This window comes from Bacteroides sp. D1, from assembly GCF_000157095.2.
Lineage (GTDB): Bacteria > Bacteroidota > Bacteroidia > Bacteroidales > Bacteroidaceae > Bacteroides > Bacteroides xylanisolvens.
On record NZ_JH114350.1, the window covers coordinates 961,834 to 978,425 of the forward strand.

20 protein-coding genes and 1 tRNA gene are annotated in these 16,592 nt (G+C 41.3%); 10 read left to right on the forward strand and 11 right to left on the reverse strand.

Annotated elements, in window-relative coordinates; genetic code table 11:
• Nucleotides 1-516 precede the first annotated feature (516 nt).
• The 3 genes from pfkA to cmk all read right to left on the reverse strand — a co-directional run bounded on the left by pfkA (nucleotide 517) and on the right by cmk (nucleotide 3,410).
• Nucleotides 517-1,497, reverse strand: a complete 981-nt coding sequence (gene pfkA, locus BSAG_RS01220; protein ID WP_004297914.1) for a 6-phosphofructokinase — start codon at nucleotides 1,495-1,497, stop codon at nucleotides 517-519.
• Between the two features lie 201 nt (nucleotides 1,498-1,698).
• On the reverse strand, nucleotides 1,699-2,568 hold the full coding sequence (locus BSAG_RS01215) for a 4-hydroxy-3-methylbut-2-enyl diphosphate reductase (RefSeq protein ID WP_004315780.1): 870 nt from the start codon (nucleotides 2,566-2,568) through the stop codon (nucleotides 1,699-1,701).
• Between the two features lie 8 nt (nucleotides 2,569-2,576).
• The gene (gene cmk, locus BSAG_RS01210) at nucleotides 2,577-3,410 is read right to left on the reverse strand and encodes a (d)CMP kinase (RefSeq protein ID WP_004315779.1); all 834 of its coding nucleotides are present in this window, start codon (nucleotides 3,408-3,410) and stop codon (nucleotides 2,577-2,579) included.
• A 69-nt stretch (nucleotides 3,411-3,479) separates the two neighbouring features.
• Here cmk and BSAG_RS01205 point away from each other — a divergent pair, with 69 nt between their 5' ends.
• The 9 genes from BSAG_RS01205 (at nucleotide 3,480) to BSAG_RS01165 (ending at nucleotide 9,388) form a co-directional block, all read left to right on the forward strand.
• Nucleotides 3,480-4,163 carry an energy transducer TonB gene (locus tag BSAG_RS01205; RefSeq protein WP_004306792.1) on the forward strand — a complete coding sequence of 228 codons (684 nt, stop codon included), beginning with the start codon at nucleotides 3,480-3,482 and terminating at the stop codon, nucleotides 4,161-4,163.
• Between the two features lie 69 nt (nucleotides 4,164-4,232).
• Entirely contained in the window at nucleotides 4,233-5,207 is a 975-nt protein-coding gene (locus BSAG_RS01200) for a polyprenyl synthetase family protein (protein WP_004315778.1), read from the forward strand.
• A 15-nt stretch (nucleotides 5,208-5,222) separates the two neighbouring features.
• Entirely contained in the window at nucleotides 5,223-5,939 is a 717-nt protein-coding gene (locus BSAG_RS01195) for a hypothetical protein (protein ID WP_008641167.1), read from the forward strand.
• Nucleotides 5,933-6,709, forward strand: a complete 777-nt coding sequence (locus BSAG_RS01190) for a TatD family hydrolase (protein ID WP_004315776.1) — start codon at nucleotides 5,933-5,935, stop codon at nucleotides 6,707-6,709. Before BSAG_RS01195 ends, BSAG_RS01190 begins: the two co-directional genes overlap by 7 nt.
• Nucleotides 6,710-6,829: 120 nt before the next feature.
• A tRNA-Ser gene (locus BSAG_RS01185) sits at nucleotides 6,830-6,917 on the forward strand.
• Between the two features lie 74 nt (nucleotides 6,918-6,991).
• A complete protein-coding gene (locus tag BSAG_RS01180; protein WP_004315775.1) occupies nucleotides 6,992-7,792 on the forward strand; it encodes a MotA/TolQ/ExbB proton channel family protein in 801 nt (266 codons plus the stop codon).
• 6 nt (nucleotides 7,793-7,798) lie between these two features.
• Nucleotides 7,799-8,284 (forward strand): hypothetical protein, encoded by a 486-nt coding sequence (locus tag BSAG_RS01175; RefSeq protein ID WP_008019454.1) that lies wholly within the window; start codon nucleotides 7,799-7,801, stop codon nucleotides 8,282-8,284.
• Between the two features lie 36 nt (nucleotides 8,285-8,320).
• The gene (locus BSAG_RS01170; RefSeq protein ID WP_004315773.1) at nucleotides 8,321-8,914 is read left to right on the forward strand and encodes an ExbD/TolR family protein; all 594 of its coding nucleotides are present in this window, start codon (nucleotides 8,321-8,323) and stop codon (nucleotides 8,912-8,914) included.
• Between the two features lie 3 nt (nucleotides 8,915-8,917).
• Nucleotides 8,918-9,388, forward strand: coding sequence for an ExbD/TolR family protein (locus BSAG_RS01165; protein ID WP_004315772.1), 471 nt, complete (start codon nucleotides 8,918-8,920; stop codon nucleotides 9,386-9,388).
• Nucleotides 9,389-9,500: 112 nt separating this feature from the next.
• Here BSAG_RS01165 and BSAG_RS01160 read toward each other — a convergent pair whose 3' ends face one another.
• Together BSAG_RS01160 and BSAG_RS01155 are read right to left on the reverse strand one after the other, a co-directional pair.
• On the reverse strand, nucleotides 9,501-10,040 hold the full coding sequence (locus BSAG_RS01160) for a GNAT family N-acetyltransferase (protein ID WP_008024780.1): 540 nt from the start codon (nucleotides 10,038-10,040) through the stop codon (nucleotides 9,501-9,503).
• 98 nt (nucleotides 10,041-10,138) lie between these two features.
• On the reverse strand, nucleotides 10,139-11,416 hold the full coding sequence (locus tag BSAG_RS01155; protein ID WP_004315770.1) for an IgA Peptidase M64: 1,278 nt from the start codon (nucleotides 11,414-11,416) through the stop codon (nucleotides 10,139-10,141).
• Between the two features lie 152 nt (nucleotides 11,417-11,568).
• Between BSAG_RS01155 and BSAG_RS01150 the strand changes: the two genes are divergently transcribed.
• Nucleotides 11,569-12,048, forward strand: a complete 480-nt coding sequence (locus tag BSAG_RS01150; protein ID WP_004315769.1) for an Lrp/AsnC family transcriptional regulator — start codon at nucleotides 11,569-11,571, stop codon at nucleotides 12,046-12,048.
• 46 nt (nucleotides 12,049-12,094) lie between these two features.
• On the opposite strand, the gene BSAG_RS01145 is transcribed toward BSAG_RS01150, so the two are convergent.
• The 6 genes from BSAG_RS01145 to BSAG_RS01120 all read right to left on the reverse strand — a co-directional run bounded on the left by BSAG_RS01145 (nucleotide 12,095) and on the right by BSAG_RS01120 (nucleotide 16,530).
• The gene (locus tag BSAG_RS01145; protein ID WP_004315768.1) at nucleotides 12,095-12,589 is read right to left on the reverse strand and encodes a dihydrofolate reductase; all 495 of its coding nucleotides are present in this window, start codon (nucleotides 12,587-12,589) and stop codon (nucleotides 12,095-12,097) included.
• Between the two features lie 5 nt (nucleotides 12,590-12,594).
• Nucleotides 12,595-13,389 carry a thymidylate synthase gene (locus BSAG_RS01140; RefSeq protein ID WP_008019458.1) on the reverse strand — a complete coding sequence of 265 codons (795 nt, stop codon included), beginning with the start codon at nucleotides 13,387-13,389 and terminating at the stop codon, nucleotides 12,595-12,597.
• A 39-nt stretch (nucleotides 13,390-13,428) separates the two neighbouring features.
• Nucleotides 13,429-14,700, reverse strand: coding sequence for a cardiolipin synthase (cls, locus tag BSAG_RS01135; protein ID WP_004314130.1), 1,272 nt, complete (start codon nucleotides 14,698-14,700; stop codon nucleotides 13,429-13,431).
• 186 nt (nucleotides 14,701-14,886) lie between these two features.
• Complete coding sequence (locus BSAG_RS01130; protein ID WP_008024769.1) at nucleotides 14,887-15,216, reverse strand: DUF5056 domain-containing protein; 330 nt, start codon at nucleotides 15,214-15,216, stop codon at nucleotides 14,887-14,889.
• Nucleotides 15,197-15,748, reverse strand: coding sequence for an RNA polymerase sigma factor (locus BSAG_RS01125; protein ID WP_004314132.1), 552 nt, complete (start codon nucleotides 15,746-15,748; stop codon nucleotides 15,197-15,199). The genes BSAG_RS01130 and BSAG_RS01125 overlap by 20 nt, the downstream gene beginning before the upstream one ends.
• Nucleotides 15,745-16,530, reverse strand: coding sequence for a DUF6249 domain-containing protein (locus tag BSAG_RS01120; protein WP_004314133.1), 786 nt, complete (start codon nucleotides 16,528-16,530; stop codon nucleotides 15,745-15,747). Before BSAG_RS01120 ends, BSAG_RS01125 begins: the two co-directional genes overlap by 4 nt.
• Nucleotides 16,531-16,592: the final 62 nt, after the last annotated feature.

Genomic DNA, 16,592 nt, shown 5'->3' on the forward strand with positions numbered 1-16,592 from the left:
TAAAAAGACCGTCAATGAGCCAACAGCTTCAGAGATACCATCTTGTTGCAGATTATCGTAGCCAAGACTGAATCTGAAATCATGGAATAATCCCCTATTTGTAGGAGTATTTTCTTTTTTTGATGTATATTTGTACGTTGTAGATATGGCTTGTTGCATTGTAACTCTTAATGATGTGGTGTCTTTAAAGTTACTAAAAAGCAAACATATCTACAACTTTTTATAGGATTAAGAAAGAAGAAGAGGGAAACCGTCGAAATAAAAAAGAGATTACCACCAAATTTGACGAAGAACCTTTTTCAACTTTATAGTAGGAGGATTACGCATCAAAATTAGGGTCGCAACCGTAAGTCATAAAACAAATTCACCTCTGTGTCCTCCGTGTCCTCTGTGGTGAAAAGAAGCATTGAATAAATGAAAGAAGAGCGGTGAATGATAAGGAAATCTCCCGTTCATCCACCGCTCTTTATCTTATATTATATACTGATATAAGCTGAACTCCTAAAAATGAAAAGATTAGATTGAAAGCTCTTTCAATACAGTGACAAGATCTCTCTTGATTGGTTTGTCATTCTTAATAGCCTTACTGAACGGTACGTAAACGATTTCATCATGTTCGATTCCGATCATTACGTTACGTTGATCTTCCATAATAGCATCGATAGCAGCAGCACCGAGGCGGCTTGCCAGGATACGGTCGTGGGCAGTCGGGCTACCACCACGTTGCAAGTGACCTAAGATCGTCACACGTACATCGTATTGCGGGTATTCGTTTTTCACACGTTCGGCATAATGCATGGCTCCTCCGGTCAGTTCGCTTTCGGCTACCAATACAATACTACTGTTTTTTGATTTACGGAATCCGTTCTTGATAAACTCTTCCAGTTGGTCGACTTCCGTACTGAATTCCGGAATAATAGCAGCTTCCGCTCCCGAAGCGATGGCTCCGTTCAGTGCAAGGAAACCGGCATCACGTCCCATCACTTCAACAAAAAACAAACGTTCGTGTGAAGTGGCCGTGTCACGAATCTTATCCACAGCGTCCAATATCGTATTTAATGCAGTGTCATATCCGATGGTAGTATCTGTACCGTAAAGGTCATTATCAATAGTTCCCGGCAGTCCGATACATGGAACATCAAATTCCTGTGCAAAGATGCGTGCACCTGTCAGTGAACCGTCTCCACCAATGATAACCAAGGCATCAATGCCTTCTTTTTTCATATTATCATAAGCCAACTGGCGACCTTCCGGAGTCGTGAACTCTTTACAACGGGCTGTTTTCAAGATAGTACCACCCAACTGGATGATATTACTCACATTCTGACTCTTAAATTCTTTGATTTCACCTGTGACCAGACCTTTATAGCCTCTGTATATACCTTTGACTTGCAATCCATTGTAGATAGCTGCACGTGTCACTGCACGTATAGCAGCGTTCATTCCCGGAGCATCACCTCCGGAGGTCAAAATTCCGATACACTTAACTGTTCCCATATAACAATCTCTCATTAATTAGTTTGACGCGGCAAATGTACAATAAAAAGTTGAAAGCAGTGGTTATGAAGTTTTTTTTCGTATGAAGAAAACATTAAAAATGTTCAAATAGCCCTTTCTTGCTTTCTTTTTATTCATTCGTGTTACTTTGCCGTTTTTTCTTATGTTGCTTTGCTATTATTCTTTATATGAATAAAGCAATTATTCTTTGATAAGCGTCCGAATGTGATTGTAAATCTTCTCCATCAACCATTTCGGAGTAGAAGTCGCCCCACATACACCAATCGATTTTACGTTTTGAAGAAGAGAAGGATCGATTTCTTTCTCGTTATCTATCAAATGCGAATTAGCGTTCACCTTCAAACATTCTTCAAACAGCATCTTTCCGTTCGAACTCTTTTTGCCGCTGACGAAGAAGATCAAATCGTGTGTAGCCGCAAACTCCCGGAGCTTAGGCATACGGTTGGCAACCTGACGGCAGATCGTATCATAATATTCGAAAGTCGCCTCCGGTGAAATATGTTGTTTGAAGTATTCTACGATTTCCTGAAATTCGTCCAGTGACTTGGTTGTCTGTGAGAAAAGGCGGATACTTTTATTTAAATCCAGCTTTTTGGCTTCCTCTGCCTTTTCAATCACAATTGCTTTTCCGTCTGTCTGTCCTACCAGTCCCAGCACTTCAGCGTGTCCGCTCTTGCCGTAGATGACAATTTGCTTTTCTTCGTCACTGTCTGCCAGATAGCCTTGCCGGATGCGTTTCTGCAAACGTAATACAACCGGACAGGTCGCATCGATAATCTCGATATTATTTTCACGGGCAATTATATAAGTTTCCGGTGGCTCTCCATGCGCCCGGAGCAATACTTTTGCATTTTTCAATTGCTTGAATTCTTCCCGATTGATGGTGATTAATCCCATCGTTTTCAGCCTGTCCACTTCCCGGCTATTGTGCACAATGTCTCCGAGGCAATAGAGTGTTTCTCCCTTTGCCAACTCTTCTTCTGCCTTATGAATGGCTGTCACCACACCAAAGCAGAAGCCGGAACCTTCGTCTATCTCTACCTTGATCATAAAACAAACTATTTACTTACCTTATTAAATTGTTCGAAAAGCCATTTTTTCTGCTCTTCAATCGATAAGTCGGTATTATCCAGGAGCAGCGCATCTTCTGCTTTGCGCAGCGGGCTTACTTCACGGTTTTGATCGATATAATCCCGTTGTTTCACATTTTCCAGAATCTCGTCGAAGCTGGCTTCCTGTCCCTTTGCTTTCAGTTCGTCATAACGGCGTTGAGCACGGATTTCGGGAGTGGCGGTTACAAATATTTTCAGTTCCGCATCCGGGAAAACAGTGGTACCTATGTCCCGGCCATCCATGACAATCCCCTTCTCATTTCCCATTGCTTGTTGTTGAGCTACCATTGCTTCACGTACGAAGTCGAGCGTACTGATAGGACTCACTTTGGAAGAAACCTCCATCGAACGGATTTTATTCTCTACATTCACACCGTTGAGATAAGTGTCGGGACGTCCGGTTTCCTTATTCAGCCGGAACGATATATGAATGTCCTTAATTTCTTTTTTCAGCCTCTCCGTATCGATAACGTCTCCGTCGAAAATTCCGTTTTCTATACTATATAAAGTGACCGCACGATACATGGCTCCGCTGTCAATGTAAATGTAGCCCACTTCACGGGCCAGATCTTTAGCCATTGTGCTTTTTCCGCAAGAGGAAAAACCATCGATTGCAATTGTTATCTTTTTCATATTCAGTTCATCTGATTTGTCCGCCAAAGATACGGTAAATTTGAAAATCAACCATAAGTTTGCCGTTAAAAGGAGCAAGACAAGTACGAAAGAATTAAAAAAGTTAAAAAGCTGGATAAAAAGAGGCAAAGAGGGGAACGAATACATGAAAATGTACTATATTTGCCCGGAGACACATGAAAGGACACTTTTTTTAATCATTATATTAATAAATTTATGGAAGTTAAAAAATCACCCAAAGCAGACCTGGAAGGCAAGAAGTCTACATGGTTGCTCGTTGGTTACGTGGTAGTTCTAGCTTTCATGTTCGTGGCGTTCGAATGGACCCAGCGTGACGTGAAGATTGATACAAGCCAGGCAGTAGCTGATGTCGTGTTTGAAGAGGAAATTATTCCTATTACCGAAACCCCTGAACAAGCAGCTCCACCACCACCTGAAGCTCCAAAAGTAGCAGAATTGCTGGAGATTGTGGATGATAAAGCTGATATTGAGGAAACAACAACTATTATCAATGAAGATAACCAAGCTCGTGTAGAAGTAAAATATGTGCCTGTACAAGTTGTTGAAGAAGAACCGGAAGAACAGACTATTTTCGAGGTTGTAGAAAACATGCCGGACTTCCCGGGCGGACAAGCAGCTTTGATGCAGTATCTGGCAAAGAATATTAAATATCCGACTATCGCACAGGAAAACGGAACTCAAGGACGTGTTATCGTACAGTTCGTTGTTAACAGAGACGGTAGTATCGTAGATGCGAAGGTTGTACGTAGCGTTGACCCGTATCTGGATAAAGAAGCCCTCCGTGTGATTAATACCATGCCGAAGTGGAAACCAGGTATGCAGCGCGGAAAACCGGTACGTGTTAAATTTACGGTTCCTGTGATGTTTAGATTGCAGTAATTTGTAATAATATAAATTAGGAGGCTGCTTTCGGCAGCCTCTTTTTATTCATTAATTTTTTTATTCATCATGTTTACAGCTTCTCAATTACTTGATAAGATAAATCATCATATTTCTGAAATTCAGTTTACCCGGACGCCGAAAGGACTTTATGAACCGATTGAATATATCCTTTCTCTGGGTGGGAAGCGGATACGTCCTGTATTAATGTTGATGGGATATAACTTGTATCGGGAGGATGTGGCGTCTATATACGATCCTGCCACTGCAATTGAAGTTTACCACAACCACACCTTGTTGCATGATGATTTGATGGATCGCTCGGATGTGCGCAGAGGCAAACCTACTGTACACAAAGTATGGAACGATAACACTGCTGTTCTTTCGGGAGATGCTATGTTGATTCTGGCATTTCGCTATATGACGGGATGTCCGCAGGAACATCTGAAAGAAGTGATGGATTTATTCAGTCTGACTACACTTGAGATCTGTGAAGGGCAGCAGCTGGATATGGAATTTGAGTCCCGCTGTGATGTGACAGAAGACGAATACATTGAAATGATTCGTTTGAAAACGGCAGTGTTGCTTGCTGCTAGTCTTAAAATCGGTGCAATTTTGGCAGGAGCGACTGCTGAAGATGCAGAGAATCTTTATCATTTTGGGATGCATATCGGAGTTGCGTTCCAATTGCAGGATGATTTGTTGGATGTATATGGAGACCCGGAAGTGTTCGGGAAGAAGATAGGCGGAGACATTCTTTGCAATAAAAAAACATATATGCTTATCAAAGCACTGAACCGTGCGGATGAAAAGCAACGGGAAGAATTGAATCGTTGGTTGAATGCAGAAACTTTTCAACCAGCAGAAAAAATAGAAGCGGTAACTGAAATCTATAATCAGTTGAATATCCGTAATGTCTGCGAAAACAAAATGCGCGAATATTACACCCTTGCTATGGAAAGTCTGGCTGCAGTCGCCGTTGCAGAAGACAGGAAAAAAGAATTGAAGAATCTTGTGAAATTATTAATGTATCGTGAAATGTAGCTAAGTGTCAGAGATATGCCTTACAGACGATTACCAAATACAGATCAAGCAAGAGTTCGGGCGTTGAAAGCGGCAGTCGAAAAGGGGGAGATGTATAACGTACGTGACTTGGCTATTACATTAAAGACATTATTTGAGGCACGTAATTTCTTACATCGGTTCGAGGCTGCGCAAATTTATTATACACAGTGTTACAACAACCAGTCGCGTGCCAGCCGTAAGCATCAGATGAACGTGAAGACCGCCCGGTTGTATATCTCTCATTTTATCCAGGTACTCAATTTGGCAGTACTTCGGGATGAAATCAAAGTGGCGCATAAAGAATTATATGGCCTGCCTGCTTCAAACACAGTGCCGGACCTGTTGAGTGAAGCCGCACTGGTAGAGTGGGGGAAGAAAATAATTGAAGGCGAACAACAAAGAACAACTCAAGGCGGCATACCTATTTATAATCCGACTATTGCACGTGTAAAAGTGCATTATGATATTTTTCTGGAAAGCTACGAACGACAGAAAAACTATCAGGCATTAACCAACCGCAGTCTTGATGAACTGGCATCCATGCGTGGGCGTGCAGATGAATTGATTCTGGATATCTGGAACCAGGTAGAAGCTAAATATCAGGATATCACTCCCAATGATACCAGGTTAGAAAAATGTCGCGACTACGGACTGATATATTATTATCGCTCCAGCGAGAAAGTAAAAGAAGAAAAAGAAATATCATGCTGATAGATACTCATTCTCACCTTTTTGTTGAAGAATTTACCGAAGACCTGCCGCAGGTGATGGAACGTGCACGGAAAGCGGGAGTTTCCTATATTTTCATGCCCAATATAGACAGTACCACCATTGATGCTATGTTGTCAGTGTGTAGGGATTATCCGGGTTTTTGCTATCCGATGATCGGGCTGCACCCGACTTCCGTCAATGAATCCTATGAACAGGAATTAGCAGTTGTACACAAGTACTTGTCGACTTCTAATGAATTTGTGGCTATCGGAGAAATAGGCCTCGACCTTTATTGGGACAAGACTTTTCTGAAAGAACAAATTTTGGCTTTTGAAAAGCAAATAGAGTGGGCACTAGAGTATGACCTTCCGATTGTAATTCATTCAAGAGAAGCATTTGAATATATATATAAGGTAATGGAGCCCTATAAAAAGACGCCATTGACCGGCATTTTTCATAGTTTCACCGGGACATCGGAAGAAGCGGCGAAATTGTTGGAATTCGAAGGATTTATGTTAGGCATTAACGGAGTCGTTACTTTTAAGAAATCGACTTTACCGGAAACACTGACGACAGTTCCTTTAGAACGCATTGTGCTCGAAACCGACTCCCCTTATTTAGCTCCTGTACCGAACCGGGGGAAGAGAAATGAGAGCGCCAATGTAAAAGACACACTTATGAAGGTGGCGGAGATTTATCAGATAACTCCAGAGCACGTAGCAGAGGTCACTTCTGTTAATGCGCTAAAAGTGTTTGGAATCCGCAAATAAGGTTCGAAAGGTTTTAAATTATATTAATTTGCAGTATTTATTCAAGATAAAAGAGGGAGAATGCTTCAAGAAAAGAAAAAAAAGAATACATTTGTAGCTGAAAATGCAGAAAACATGCAGGGAGAGATGCTCGAGTGGTTGAAGAGGCACGCCTGGAAAGCGTGTATACGCCAAAAGTGTATCCGGGGTTCGAATCCCCGTCTCTCCGCAGACATGAAAAAGAGAAGAGAAGTAAATACAATAATAATAATCAATTAATTAATCTTAAAAATTAGACACACAATGAAAAAGTTATTTGCAATTGTTGCTGTGATTGGGGCCTTCACTTTTGGCTCAATTCAACTTGCTCAGGCTCAAGATGCTCCTGCAGCAGAACAAACTGAACAACAAGCTGCTCCTGCCGCTGAAGCTACTACTGCTGCTGCTCCTGCTGCAGAAGAAGGTGGTATTCACAAGGAAATCAAAGTTAAATTCATCGAAGGTACTGCATCTTTCATGAGTTTGGTAGCTATCGCTTTGGTGATCGGTTTGGCTTTCTGTATCGAACGTATCATTTATTTGAGCTTGGCTGAAATCAACACAAAAAAATTCATGGCATCTATCGAAGCTGCTTTGGAAAAAGGTGATGTTGAAGCTGCTAAAGACATTGCTCGTAACACCAGAGGTCCGGTTGCTTCTATTTACTATCAAGGTCTGATGAGAATTGATCAGGGTATTGATGTAGTTGAGAAGTCAGTTGTATCTTACGGTGGTGTACAGGCTGGTTACCTTGAAAAAGGATGTTCTTGGATCACACTGTTTATCGCAATGGCTCCGTCACTCGGATTCTTGGGTACTGTAATCGGTATGGTGCAGGCATTTGATAAAATCCAGCAGGTAGGTGATATCTCTCCGACGGTTGTTGCAGGTGGTATGAAAGTTGCCTTGATTACAACTATCTTCGGTTTGATCGTAGCATTGATCCTTCAGGTATTCTACAACTATGTACTTGCTAAGATTGAAGCTCTGACTAGCGAAATGGAAGATTCTTCTATCTCTTTGTTAGACATGGTAATCAAATATAACTTGAAATACAAAAAATAATCGAAGATGAGTAAGTTAACATATAGAGCATCGTATTATGCACTTTATGCGATGTTTGCCATCATCCTGATCGTATTGTGCCTTTTCTTCTTGGGAGGAGATGCAACAGGCGATGCAGTGATTGCGGGAGTAGATCCCGAGATGTGGCAGCCGGCTCAAACAGACGCCTTACTTTATTTGATGTATGCTTTGTTTGGCATTGCCATTGCAGCTACTATACTTGGTGCAATATTCCAATTTGGAGCAGCCTTGAAAGATAATCCGGCAAATGCTATCAAATCTTTACTTGGTTTGGTTCTTTTAGTTGTTGTTTTAGTTGTTGCTTGGTCTATGGGTGACGGAACACCAATGCAGATTCAGGGCTATAGCGGTACAGACAACGTTCCTTTTTGGCTGAAAATAACTGATATGTTCCTTTATTCTATTTACATCCTGTTGTTTGTAACAGTTGTTGCAATCATCGTGAGTGGCATAAAGAAGAAATTATCCTAATCAATTGAGTAATTCTCAATTAAATAAGTAATAACAATGGCAAGAGGAAAAAGAAAAGTTCCTGATATTAACTCAAGTTCTACGGCGGATATCGCTTTCTTGTTGCTGATCTTCTTCTTGATTACAACATCAATGGATACGGACCGTGGTTTGGCAAGACTTTTGCCTCCACCGCCCGAAGATCAAGATCAGGATAATACTGATAAAATCAAAGAACGTAACGTATTGCAGGTATACTTGAATAAAGATGATGCTTTGATGTGCGGTAATGATTATATCGGTGTTGATCAGTTGAGAGAGAAAGCTAAAGAATTTATTGCTAACGTTGCTAACGCAGAACATATGCCTGAAAAAACACAAAAGAATGTAGAATTCTTTGGCACATATCTGGTTAATGACAAGCACGTAATTTCTTTGCAGAATGACCGTGGATCTTCTTATCAGGCTTATATCAGCGTGCAGAACGAATTGGTGGCTGCATACAATGAATTGAGAGACGAGTTGGCTGAACAGAAATTTGGAACTACATATGCGGAATTGAATGACGATCAGCAAAAAGCGATTCGTGAAATTTATCCGCAACGAATTTCTGAAGCAGAACCTAAAAAATACGGAGAAAAAAAGAAGTAAGTAATGGGAAAATTTAATAAGACTGGTAAACGTGAAATGCCGGCATTGAATACTTCTTCGTTGCCTGACCTTATCTTTACCTTGTTGTTCTTCTTTATGATTGTAACAACAATGCGTGAGGTAACGTTAAAGGTACAGTTTACACTTCCGCAAGGTACTGAACTCGAAAAACTGGAGAAGAAATCGCTGGTAACATTCATCTATGTAGGAGAACCTACACAGGAATATCGCGCAAAAATGGGTACTGAAAGTCGTATTCAGCTCAACGACAGCTATGCTGAAGTGGGTGAAGTACAGGACTTCATTTTCCAGGAACGTGCAAGTATGAATGAAGGTGATGCAGCTAAAATGACTGTATCTCTGAAAGTAGACCAAAAGACAAAGATGGGTATTATTACTGACGTAAAAAATGCTCTTAGAAAATCTTATGCTTTGAAGATTAACTATTCAGCTACTAAACGTGGTGAAAAGTAATTAGTTAATTTGATATATAAAAAGGAAGGGTGTCCAAATCGGTTTGGACACCCTTCCTTTTTTATATATTAATATTACACATTTGTACAACTCTTTCTATCGGGATTCTTTTTTAATTGTCTTTTACTCCATATACTTCTTTATGTATTCTCTTTTTGATTGTTTCAAAATCCTTTTCACAATCCAGCTCTCCGTGTACCATTAAATACATGGGAAGAAAATCATCTCCGGGTTTGTAAGGAGGTTGACAGTAGTCTTTTTCCCATAGTGTAAAGCCCTGGCGTTGATAAAAGCTGATACGTCGTTTGGCCATTTCCTCCACCGGACGTTCTACTTCCAATACGATCGGGCGTTTTAAATAATTGCACAAGTATTCCAGTGTACGTTTTCCATAACCTCCATTTCGCAGGGCAGGATTGGTTGCAAAGTGTTCTACATAGTAGAAACTGTCAAAATCCCAATAGGTAATGAAGCCGACTGGCAAGTCATCATCGAAGATGATGTTATTATGAAAGTTGCCCGTACGGTCAGTGTACTCGCGCAGTTGTTCCAGCTGACGGTACTCTTCCGGTGGAAATGCATCAATCAGGAGCTCTTCCATGAATTTGTAATGTTGCAGGTCCGACGTACTGATTGGTTGAAGTCTAATCATGAGGTTTGGGTTTTAAGTTTGACAATAATATGATTGTATATTGATTTTGTTTTTGGATGAGTATTTACCATTGGTTACCATCGATGATTGTTATTCAATTAAGGAACATAAAACTCAATCATTCGGCGGATGGCACGTTGACAAACCGGGCAAAACTCCGGGTATCCGTTTGTTTTCATGCGACAGTCGTAGGCAGGACGATAAATACCTTTAGCGGAATAGCCGCCTCCTTCATATACTCCTACCGGATATTTCTTTCTTTCAGCAATAGGAGTAGGGATCGGAGTGTCTGACGGAAGCATATCTTTCCATTTGGAAGCAAAGTTTACCTGTGTTGAAATATTCTGTTCCCACGGTTCGACATCCAGTGGATAAGTATCCGTCATCACATCATCCTCATAAAAATACTCGTCGGCCAATCCGCCGAAGCTGTGTCCGAATTCGTGCACTACCACCGGTTTGAACATGGGGTGATGAGCTGTGGTCAGCGTATAAGAATTGTATATTCCTCCTCCGCCATATACATCTGTGTTAGCGAGGATAATGATATGTTCGTAGGGGATGCCTGCCAATGCATTGTGGATAGACTTTACCCGGCTGGTAGTCAGATAGCGATCTGAATAAAAGGTATCGAAATGAGAATGAACCGCCGTTTCTTTCCACAGATTTTCGCGAGGAACACTGACACCGCTATCCGTTGAAGGACTGGCTACGGCAACAATATTAAATTTACCCTTCATGGAACGGAACGGCTCGTACGAAAACAAACTTTCGCAGGTACGTTGTGCATCCTGATAGAATATATCCATTTCTTTTTCTGTATATCCCTCTGCCAGGATAGCAACATCTATGCAGTCTTTTTCATTGCCACTTTGCAGCATATACCGGTGTGGAGTAACATGTGATACTCCCCGTTTATGAATCAATATGTCATCCGGACGCACGATATGTTTGTAAGTAGCCATTGTTTTCTTTCGCGGAGAATATAAAGTCACTTCTATTTCCACAGGCTGTTTAGGATAGGGAAGAAGAAAGGTATTCTCAAACCCTTTAGCTGTTTCTTTGGCTTCGTCTGTTGACAGCCATTCTTGAAATAAAGAAGAGAAAGAAGTTTTGTAGATACACTGTTTGCTGGCAAGGTCTTTCACAATAATTTGTCCGTTGCCTTCCAAGGGAAGTTCGGAGAGATGGTGTTGACGGCCTGCCCAGGTGGGAAGCTGTGAAAGCTCATCCAGATAAATAGACTGTTGTGTAGCATCCCCGGTAAAGATATAATCCACTCGCATTGTTTTGTTCTGAAAATAATCAGCAAAATTCTGGGCATAACTTCCTATAGAAGTGTAGAAACACAGAATGATACAGCAAATATGTTTCATATAAATGGTATATTTATGTTTTTCGCAAAGGTACGAACTATTGTTGACTTATCCGCTTTCTGCAAATAAAAGTAATAGATTATAGTATTTGTTGTCGAAAAATCGCTAACTTTGCATAAAAGATTCATTGATAAAAACAATTTGATTCAAAAATGGGACATCATCAATTAGATGCTTTAGATGAGCAAATTCTGAGACTGATTGCAGGGAATGCGCGTATTCCTTTTTTGGAAGTGGCAAGAGCATGTAATGTTTCCGGTGCTGCGATCCATCAGCGTATTCAGAAGCTTACTAATCTAGGAATATTAAAAGGTTCGGAGTATGTTATCGACCCCGAGAAAATCGGATATGAGACTTGCGCTTATATTGGTATATATCTAAAAGACCCCGAATCCTTTGACTCGGTAACAAAAGCTTTAGAGGCTATCCCCGAAGTGGTGGAATGTCATTTCACTACCGGAAAATACGATATGTTTATCAAAATTTACGCGAAGAATAACCACCACTTATTGAGTATTATTCACGATAAGTTACAACCATTGGGCTTGGCGCGTACCGAAACATTAATCTCCTTCCATGAAGCCATTAAGCGGCAGATGCCGATTATGGTCGACATAGAAGATGAAGATTAATCATTAGTCAGTATTCGTGGTTGGATCACAGTAAGAAACAATTTTCTTACTTTCTTACGTAATCAACGAAAGCATAAGAGCAGAGATGTTTCTCATCCGCAGGATGGGCTTCTCTGCTTTTTTCCTGCCATACCTTTGAAGATACTTCCGGAAAATAGGCATCAGCTTCGGGAGCTGTACTGTCTATCTCTGTCAGGCAAAGTTCGTCAGCAAAAGACAGAGCCTGCTGATAAATGCTCGCCCCTCCTATAATATAAATATGTTCATCCTCCCGGCAACTTCTCAAAGCCGTTTCGAGTGAAGGAAACACTTCCGCACCGGAACATACCGTGTCCGGATTGGAAGATAAAACGATATTTCTTCGATTGGGCAATGCGCCTTTCGGTAATGACTCGAAAGTTTTGCGTCCCATAAGTATGGTGTTTCCGGTAGTTAATGCTTTGAAACGTTTCAAATCATTCGGTAACCAGAAAAGAAGCTTATTCTCGAAGCCTATAGCCATGCGGCGGTCTACGGCAGCAATGATGGATACTTTACTCATATTTTTTACACGGCTACTGCTCCTGCAATATGCGGATGCGGATCATAGTTTACTAATTCGAAGTCCTCAAATTTAAAATCGAAGATGTTTTTTACGTCCGGATTGATTTTCATTTGCGGCAATGGACGAGGCTCCCGTGATAATTGGAGCTTCACTTGTTCCAGATGGTTCAGGTAGATATGAGCATCACCGAAAGTATGAACGAAATCGCCGGCTTTCAAACCTGTCACTTGTGCCATCATTTGCAGTAATAATGCGTATGAAGCAATGTTGAAGGGAACACCGAGAAATATATCGGCACTGCGTTGATATAGTTGCAGGCTCAACCGCCCGTCTGCTACGTAAAACTGAAAGAATGCATGGCAGGGAGGTAAATTCATATTGTTCAAATCTGCTACGTTCCACGCACTAACGATGATACGGCGTGAATCCGGATTGTGTTTGAGCGTCTCCACTACTTCGCTGATCTGGTCGATGAAGCCGCCGTTGTAATCAGGCCATGAACGCCATTGATAACCGTAGACATGACCCAAATCACCGTTCTCGTCCGCCCATTCGTTCCAAATACGTACTCCATGTTCCTGCAGGTATTTCACGTTTGTATCTCCTTGCAGAAACCAAAGCAATTCGTATATGATTGATTTCAGATGCAGTTTTTTGGTTGTCAGGCACGGGAAACCGTCATCAAGGTTAAAACGCATCTGATGACCGAAGATACTGATCGTTCCGGTTCCGGTACGATCACTTTTTTCCGTGCCTTCGGTTAGCACGCGATTGAGTAAATCCAGGTATTGTTTCATAATGAATAATTTGCAGTGAAAATGATTCTCCGTACAAAATTACAAAAATGGAGTGAATAAATTAGCAAACCAGCCGACGAACTTCTTCCAGGGAGAACGCTTTTTCCAAAACTCCGGTGTCAGCTGGGTGCAATGCTCGATATCGTTTCGGAACATATTATTTAATTCCCCCGTTATTCTTTTATCAAAAATAAAGGCATTTGTTTCGTAGTCATATCGTAGGCTGCGGCTGTTCAGGTTGGCAGTACCGACTGTGCAGAACAAGTCGTCCACCATCATAATTTTCGAGTGATGGAATCCCCCGTTGTACATGTAGACAGTAGCTCCCCTTTTCATCAGTTTATGTAACTTATAAAGTGCGGCATCCGGAGTAAAAGGGATATCGGAAGCAGAGGAAACCATGATGGTTACATCTACTCCCCGGTCAATTGTCCGGTTCAACGCCTTTTTGATGGAAGAAGTCGGTACAAAATAAGGATTGACGATATGAACATTCTTTTGTGCCGAATAAATGCTCATGGCATAGGCATGACTCAACATACGGCTATTCTTTTTCGGGGTACGGTCTACAATTGCTACAACGATATTCGTGCTGTCTGTCTGTCCCTCATGTTGGGGGAAATAAGCTTCTCCTCCTACGTTCTGTTTAGTCTCTTTGTTCCAGATCGTCAGGAAAATCTCCTGCAAATCGTTGACTGCATCCCCTTCGATACGCATGTGCATATCACGCCAGGTTCCGATTTTGGGTAGTCCGTTGATATAATAATCGGCGATATTCATTCCGCCTGTATATGCCACTTTTCCGTCGATAACAGCAATTTTGCGATGGTCGCGGTGGGCGGCATGATTGATATAAGGGAAGGTGAACGGGTCAAACTTGACGATTTCGATTCCTTGTTCACGTATTTTCTTGAGGTGTTTCTTTTTAAGGGGCTTGTTGTTCGACCAGTTTCCGAAAGCGTCAAACATAGCTCGTACTTCAACACCTTCTTTCACTTTTTCGGCTAATAAAGTGAACAAAGCATTGGCAATGGAGTCATTTCGGAAGTTGAAATATTCCAGATGAACATGGTGTTTAGCTTCCCGGATGGCTTCAAATAAATCGATAAACTTCTCCCGTCCGCTTTTTAGCAGTTTGACTTTATTATTATCAGATATAGGGATTCCCGACTCTTCCAAGAAATGCAGTACTAGGGAATCGCTTGTTAGTCCGATTGAGTCTCTGGGCTGCGTCATCAGACTGTCGATGACATCTGCCTGAACATGTAATAAAGGCAGGAATAGAAATAAAATAAATATACGTAGTTTCAAAACTCTTCTCTCTATTTTAGTTTACAGAGCAACAAATATACAACATCTATGTTTGGGCTTACTTGGAGTAAAGGGTAGATTTATTATTGTTTAACACTAAAAGAGAGGGATAAAGAGTTCTTTGACTCATAAAGATAAAAATCCGGGAAACTTATGCTTTGGACTTTTAATCTGTATTTATTTTGTTTATGCCATAGAAGCAACCTTTCGTGTAGCCATAAATAATAATACGACAGCCGCGATAATAATTGACTTTGGATCAAGGCCGGTAGTACCATGATTAATCATACTGATAAATACTTCTCTTATTGTTCCCCAAGCTGCTTCCAATCCGCCTAACCATACAAAAAGTACGGCAGCCACAGTCATTACGAAGGCACTCCAGATACGAGCCAGGTGGTTGCTACGACCGGGTAAATGGTGCATGACACGGCGACTGAATCCGTTGTCTGCTATTTCCTGCTTGTTTTCTGCGAAGAAATCGCGCAAGAGCTTATCATTGTCTATTTCTGTCATAACCGTTTTGTTTTAAATACGTTGCTAATTTTTCTTTTCCACGTGACAGGTGGCTTTTCACCGTTCCTGACGGTACTCCTACAATACCTGCTATTTTGTCAATACTAATGTCCTCCATATAGAACAACATAATGCAGGTTCTTTCCACTTCCTTAAGCATTTTGAGTGACTGATAAACATCCATTTTCTGTCCTACATTCTCTTGTTCGGTACTGTTGATGGCGTCTATTTCTTTTGTATCCAAGTCGGCTGTCTCTTTCCGGCTGCGAATATAATCATAAAAAACATTATAAGCAATACGGTACAGCCACGTAGAGAAACTTGACAAGTTTCGGAAAGAGGCAATGTTTGTATATGCTTTGATAAATGTATCTTGTGCAAGGTCGTCACTCAATTCGCTGTCGCCGCAAGTCAGGTTCAGGAAGAATCGCCGGATGGGCGACTGGTACTTCTCCACCAACTGGTCGAAGGCCCTGGTGTTCTTGAACACCACGACCTGCGCGACTAACGATATATCATTGAGTTGGCTCATTTATTCTCGTCGTTCTTTGCTTCGTTTATTCCATTATCTTTCTCTCCGGGTGCGGAAGGGATGATTTCGAAGCTATCGTTTTTGACGTTATCCTGATTCTTTTTTTCATCTTTATGGGTAGTATACGTCCGGGGAGCATCTGTACCTTGAGCCTGTTGTTTACTACCGATGATCCATTGTCCGATACCCATAAATGTAACGAGTAAACCGATCGCTCCAATTCCGAATTCACCGGTGATTGCCCAAAGGAAGATGAAAAGACCGATACCTGTAAAGGTGTTTTTGATGCCTTGTGAACGTGGGTCAACCGTTTTATTTTCACGAATAAATTCTGCTGGCAATGGCTGACCTGCAGCGAGTGCCTGTTCGGCAAGACGATAGCGTGCTTTCCGATTTTTATAACGGAAGAAGAAGATTACAAACAGAATGAATACCGGAAATCCGAAAACGGCAATGATTGATATGATTGCTACGAGAATTCCTCCGTTGATACCAAAGCCGTGGAATGGGAAATCGTCGTCATCCGATTCGAATGTAAAACTGGCCTTACCATGACCAGTACTGACATTACTTGAGTTTGCATCTACTTCTGTGGAATCAGTGTCCGCTGTATCTACACCGATGACTGTGACAGCAGTATTGTTTGTTTTTGCTTTATTGTCTTTGGTCACAGTTACCTTTACTTTTCCGACGGAATCGCGGACAACAGTAGTTTGGTTTTGGGCAATAGCCAGTGTGCAAGTGGTCAGTACAACCATCAATGCTAATAGAAAATTTTTCATATCAATAGTTTTTTTATTTATTTCTTTGTCTGTTAGACGTAGTTAATATCATAGAAAGTTGC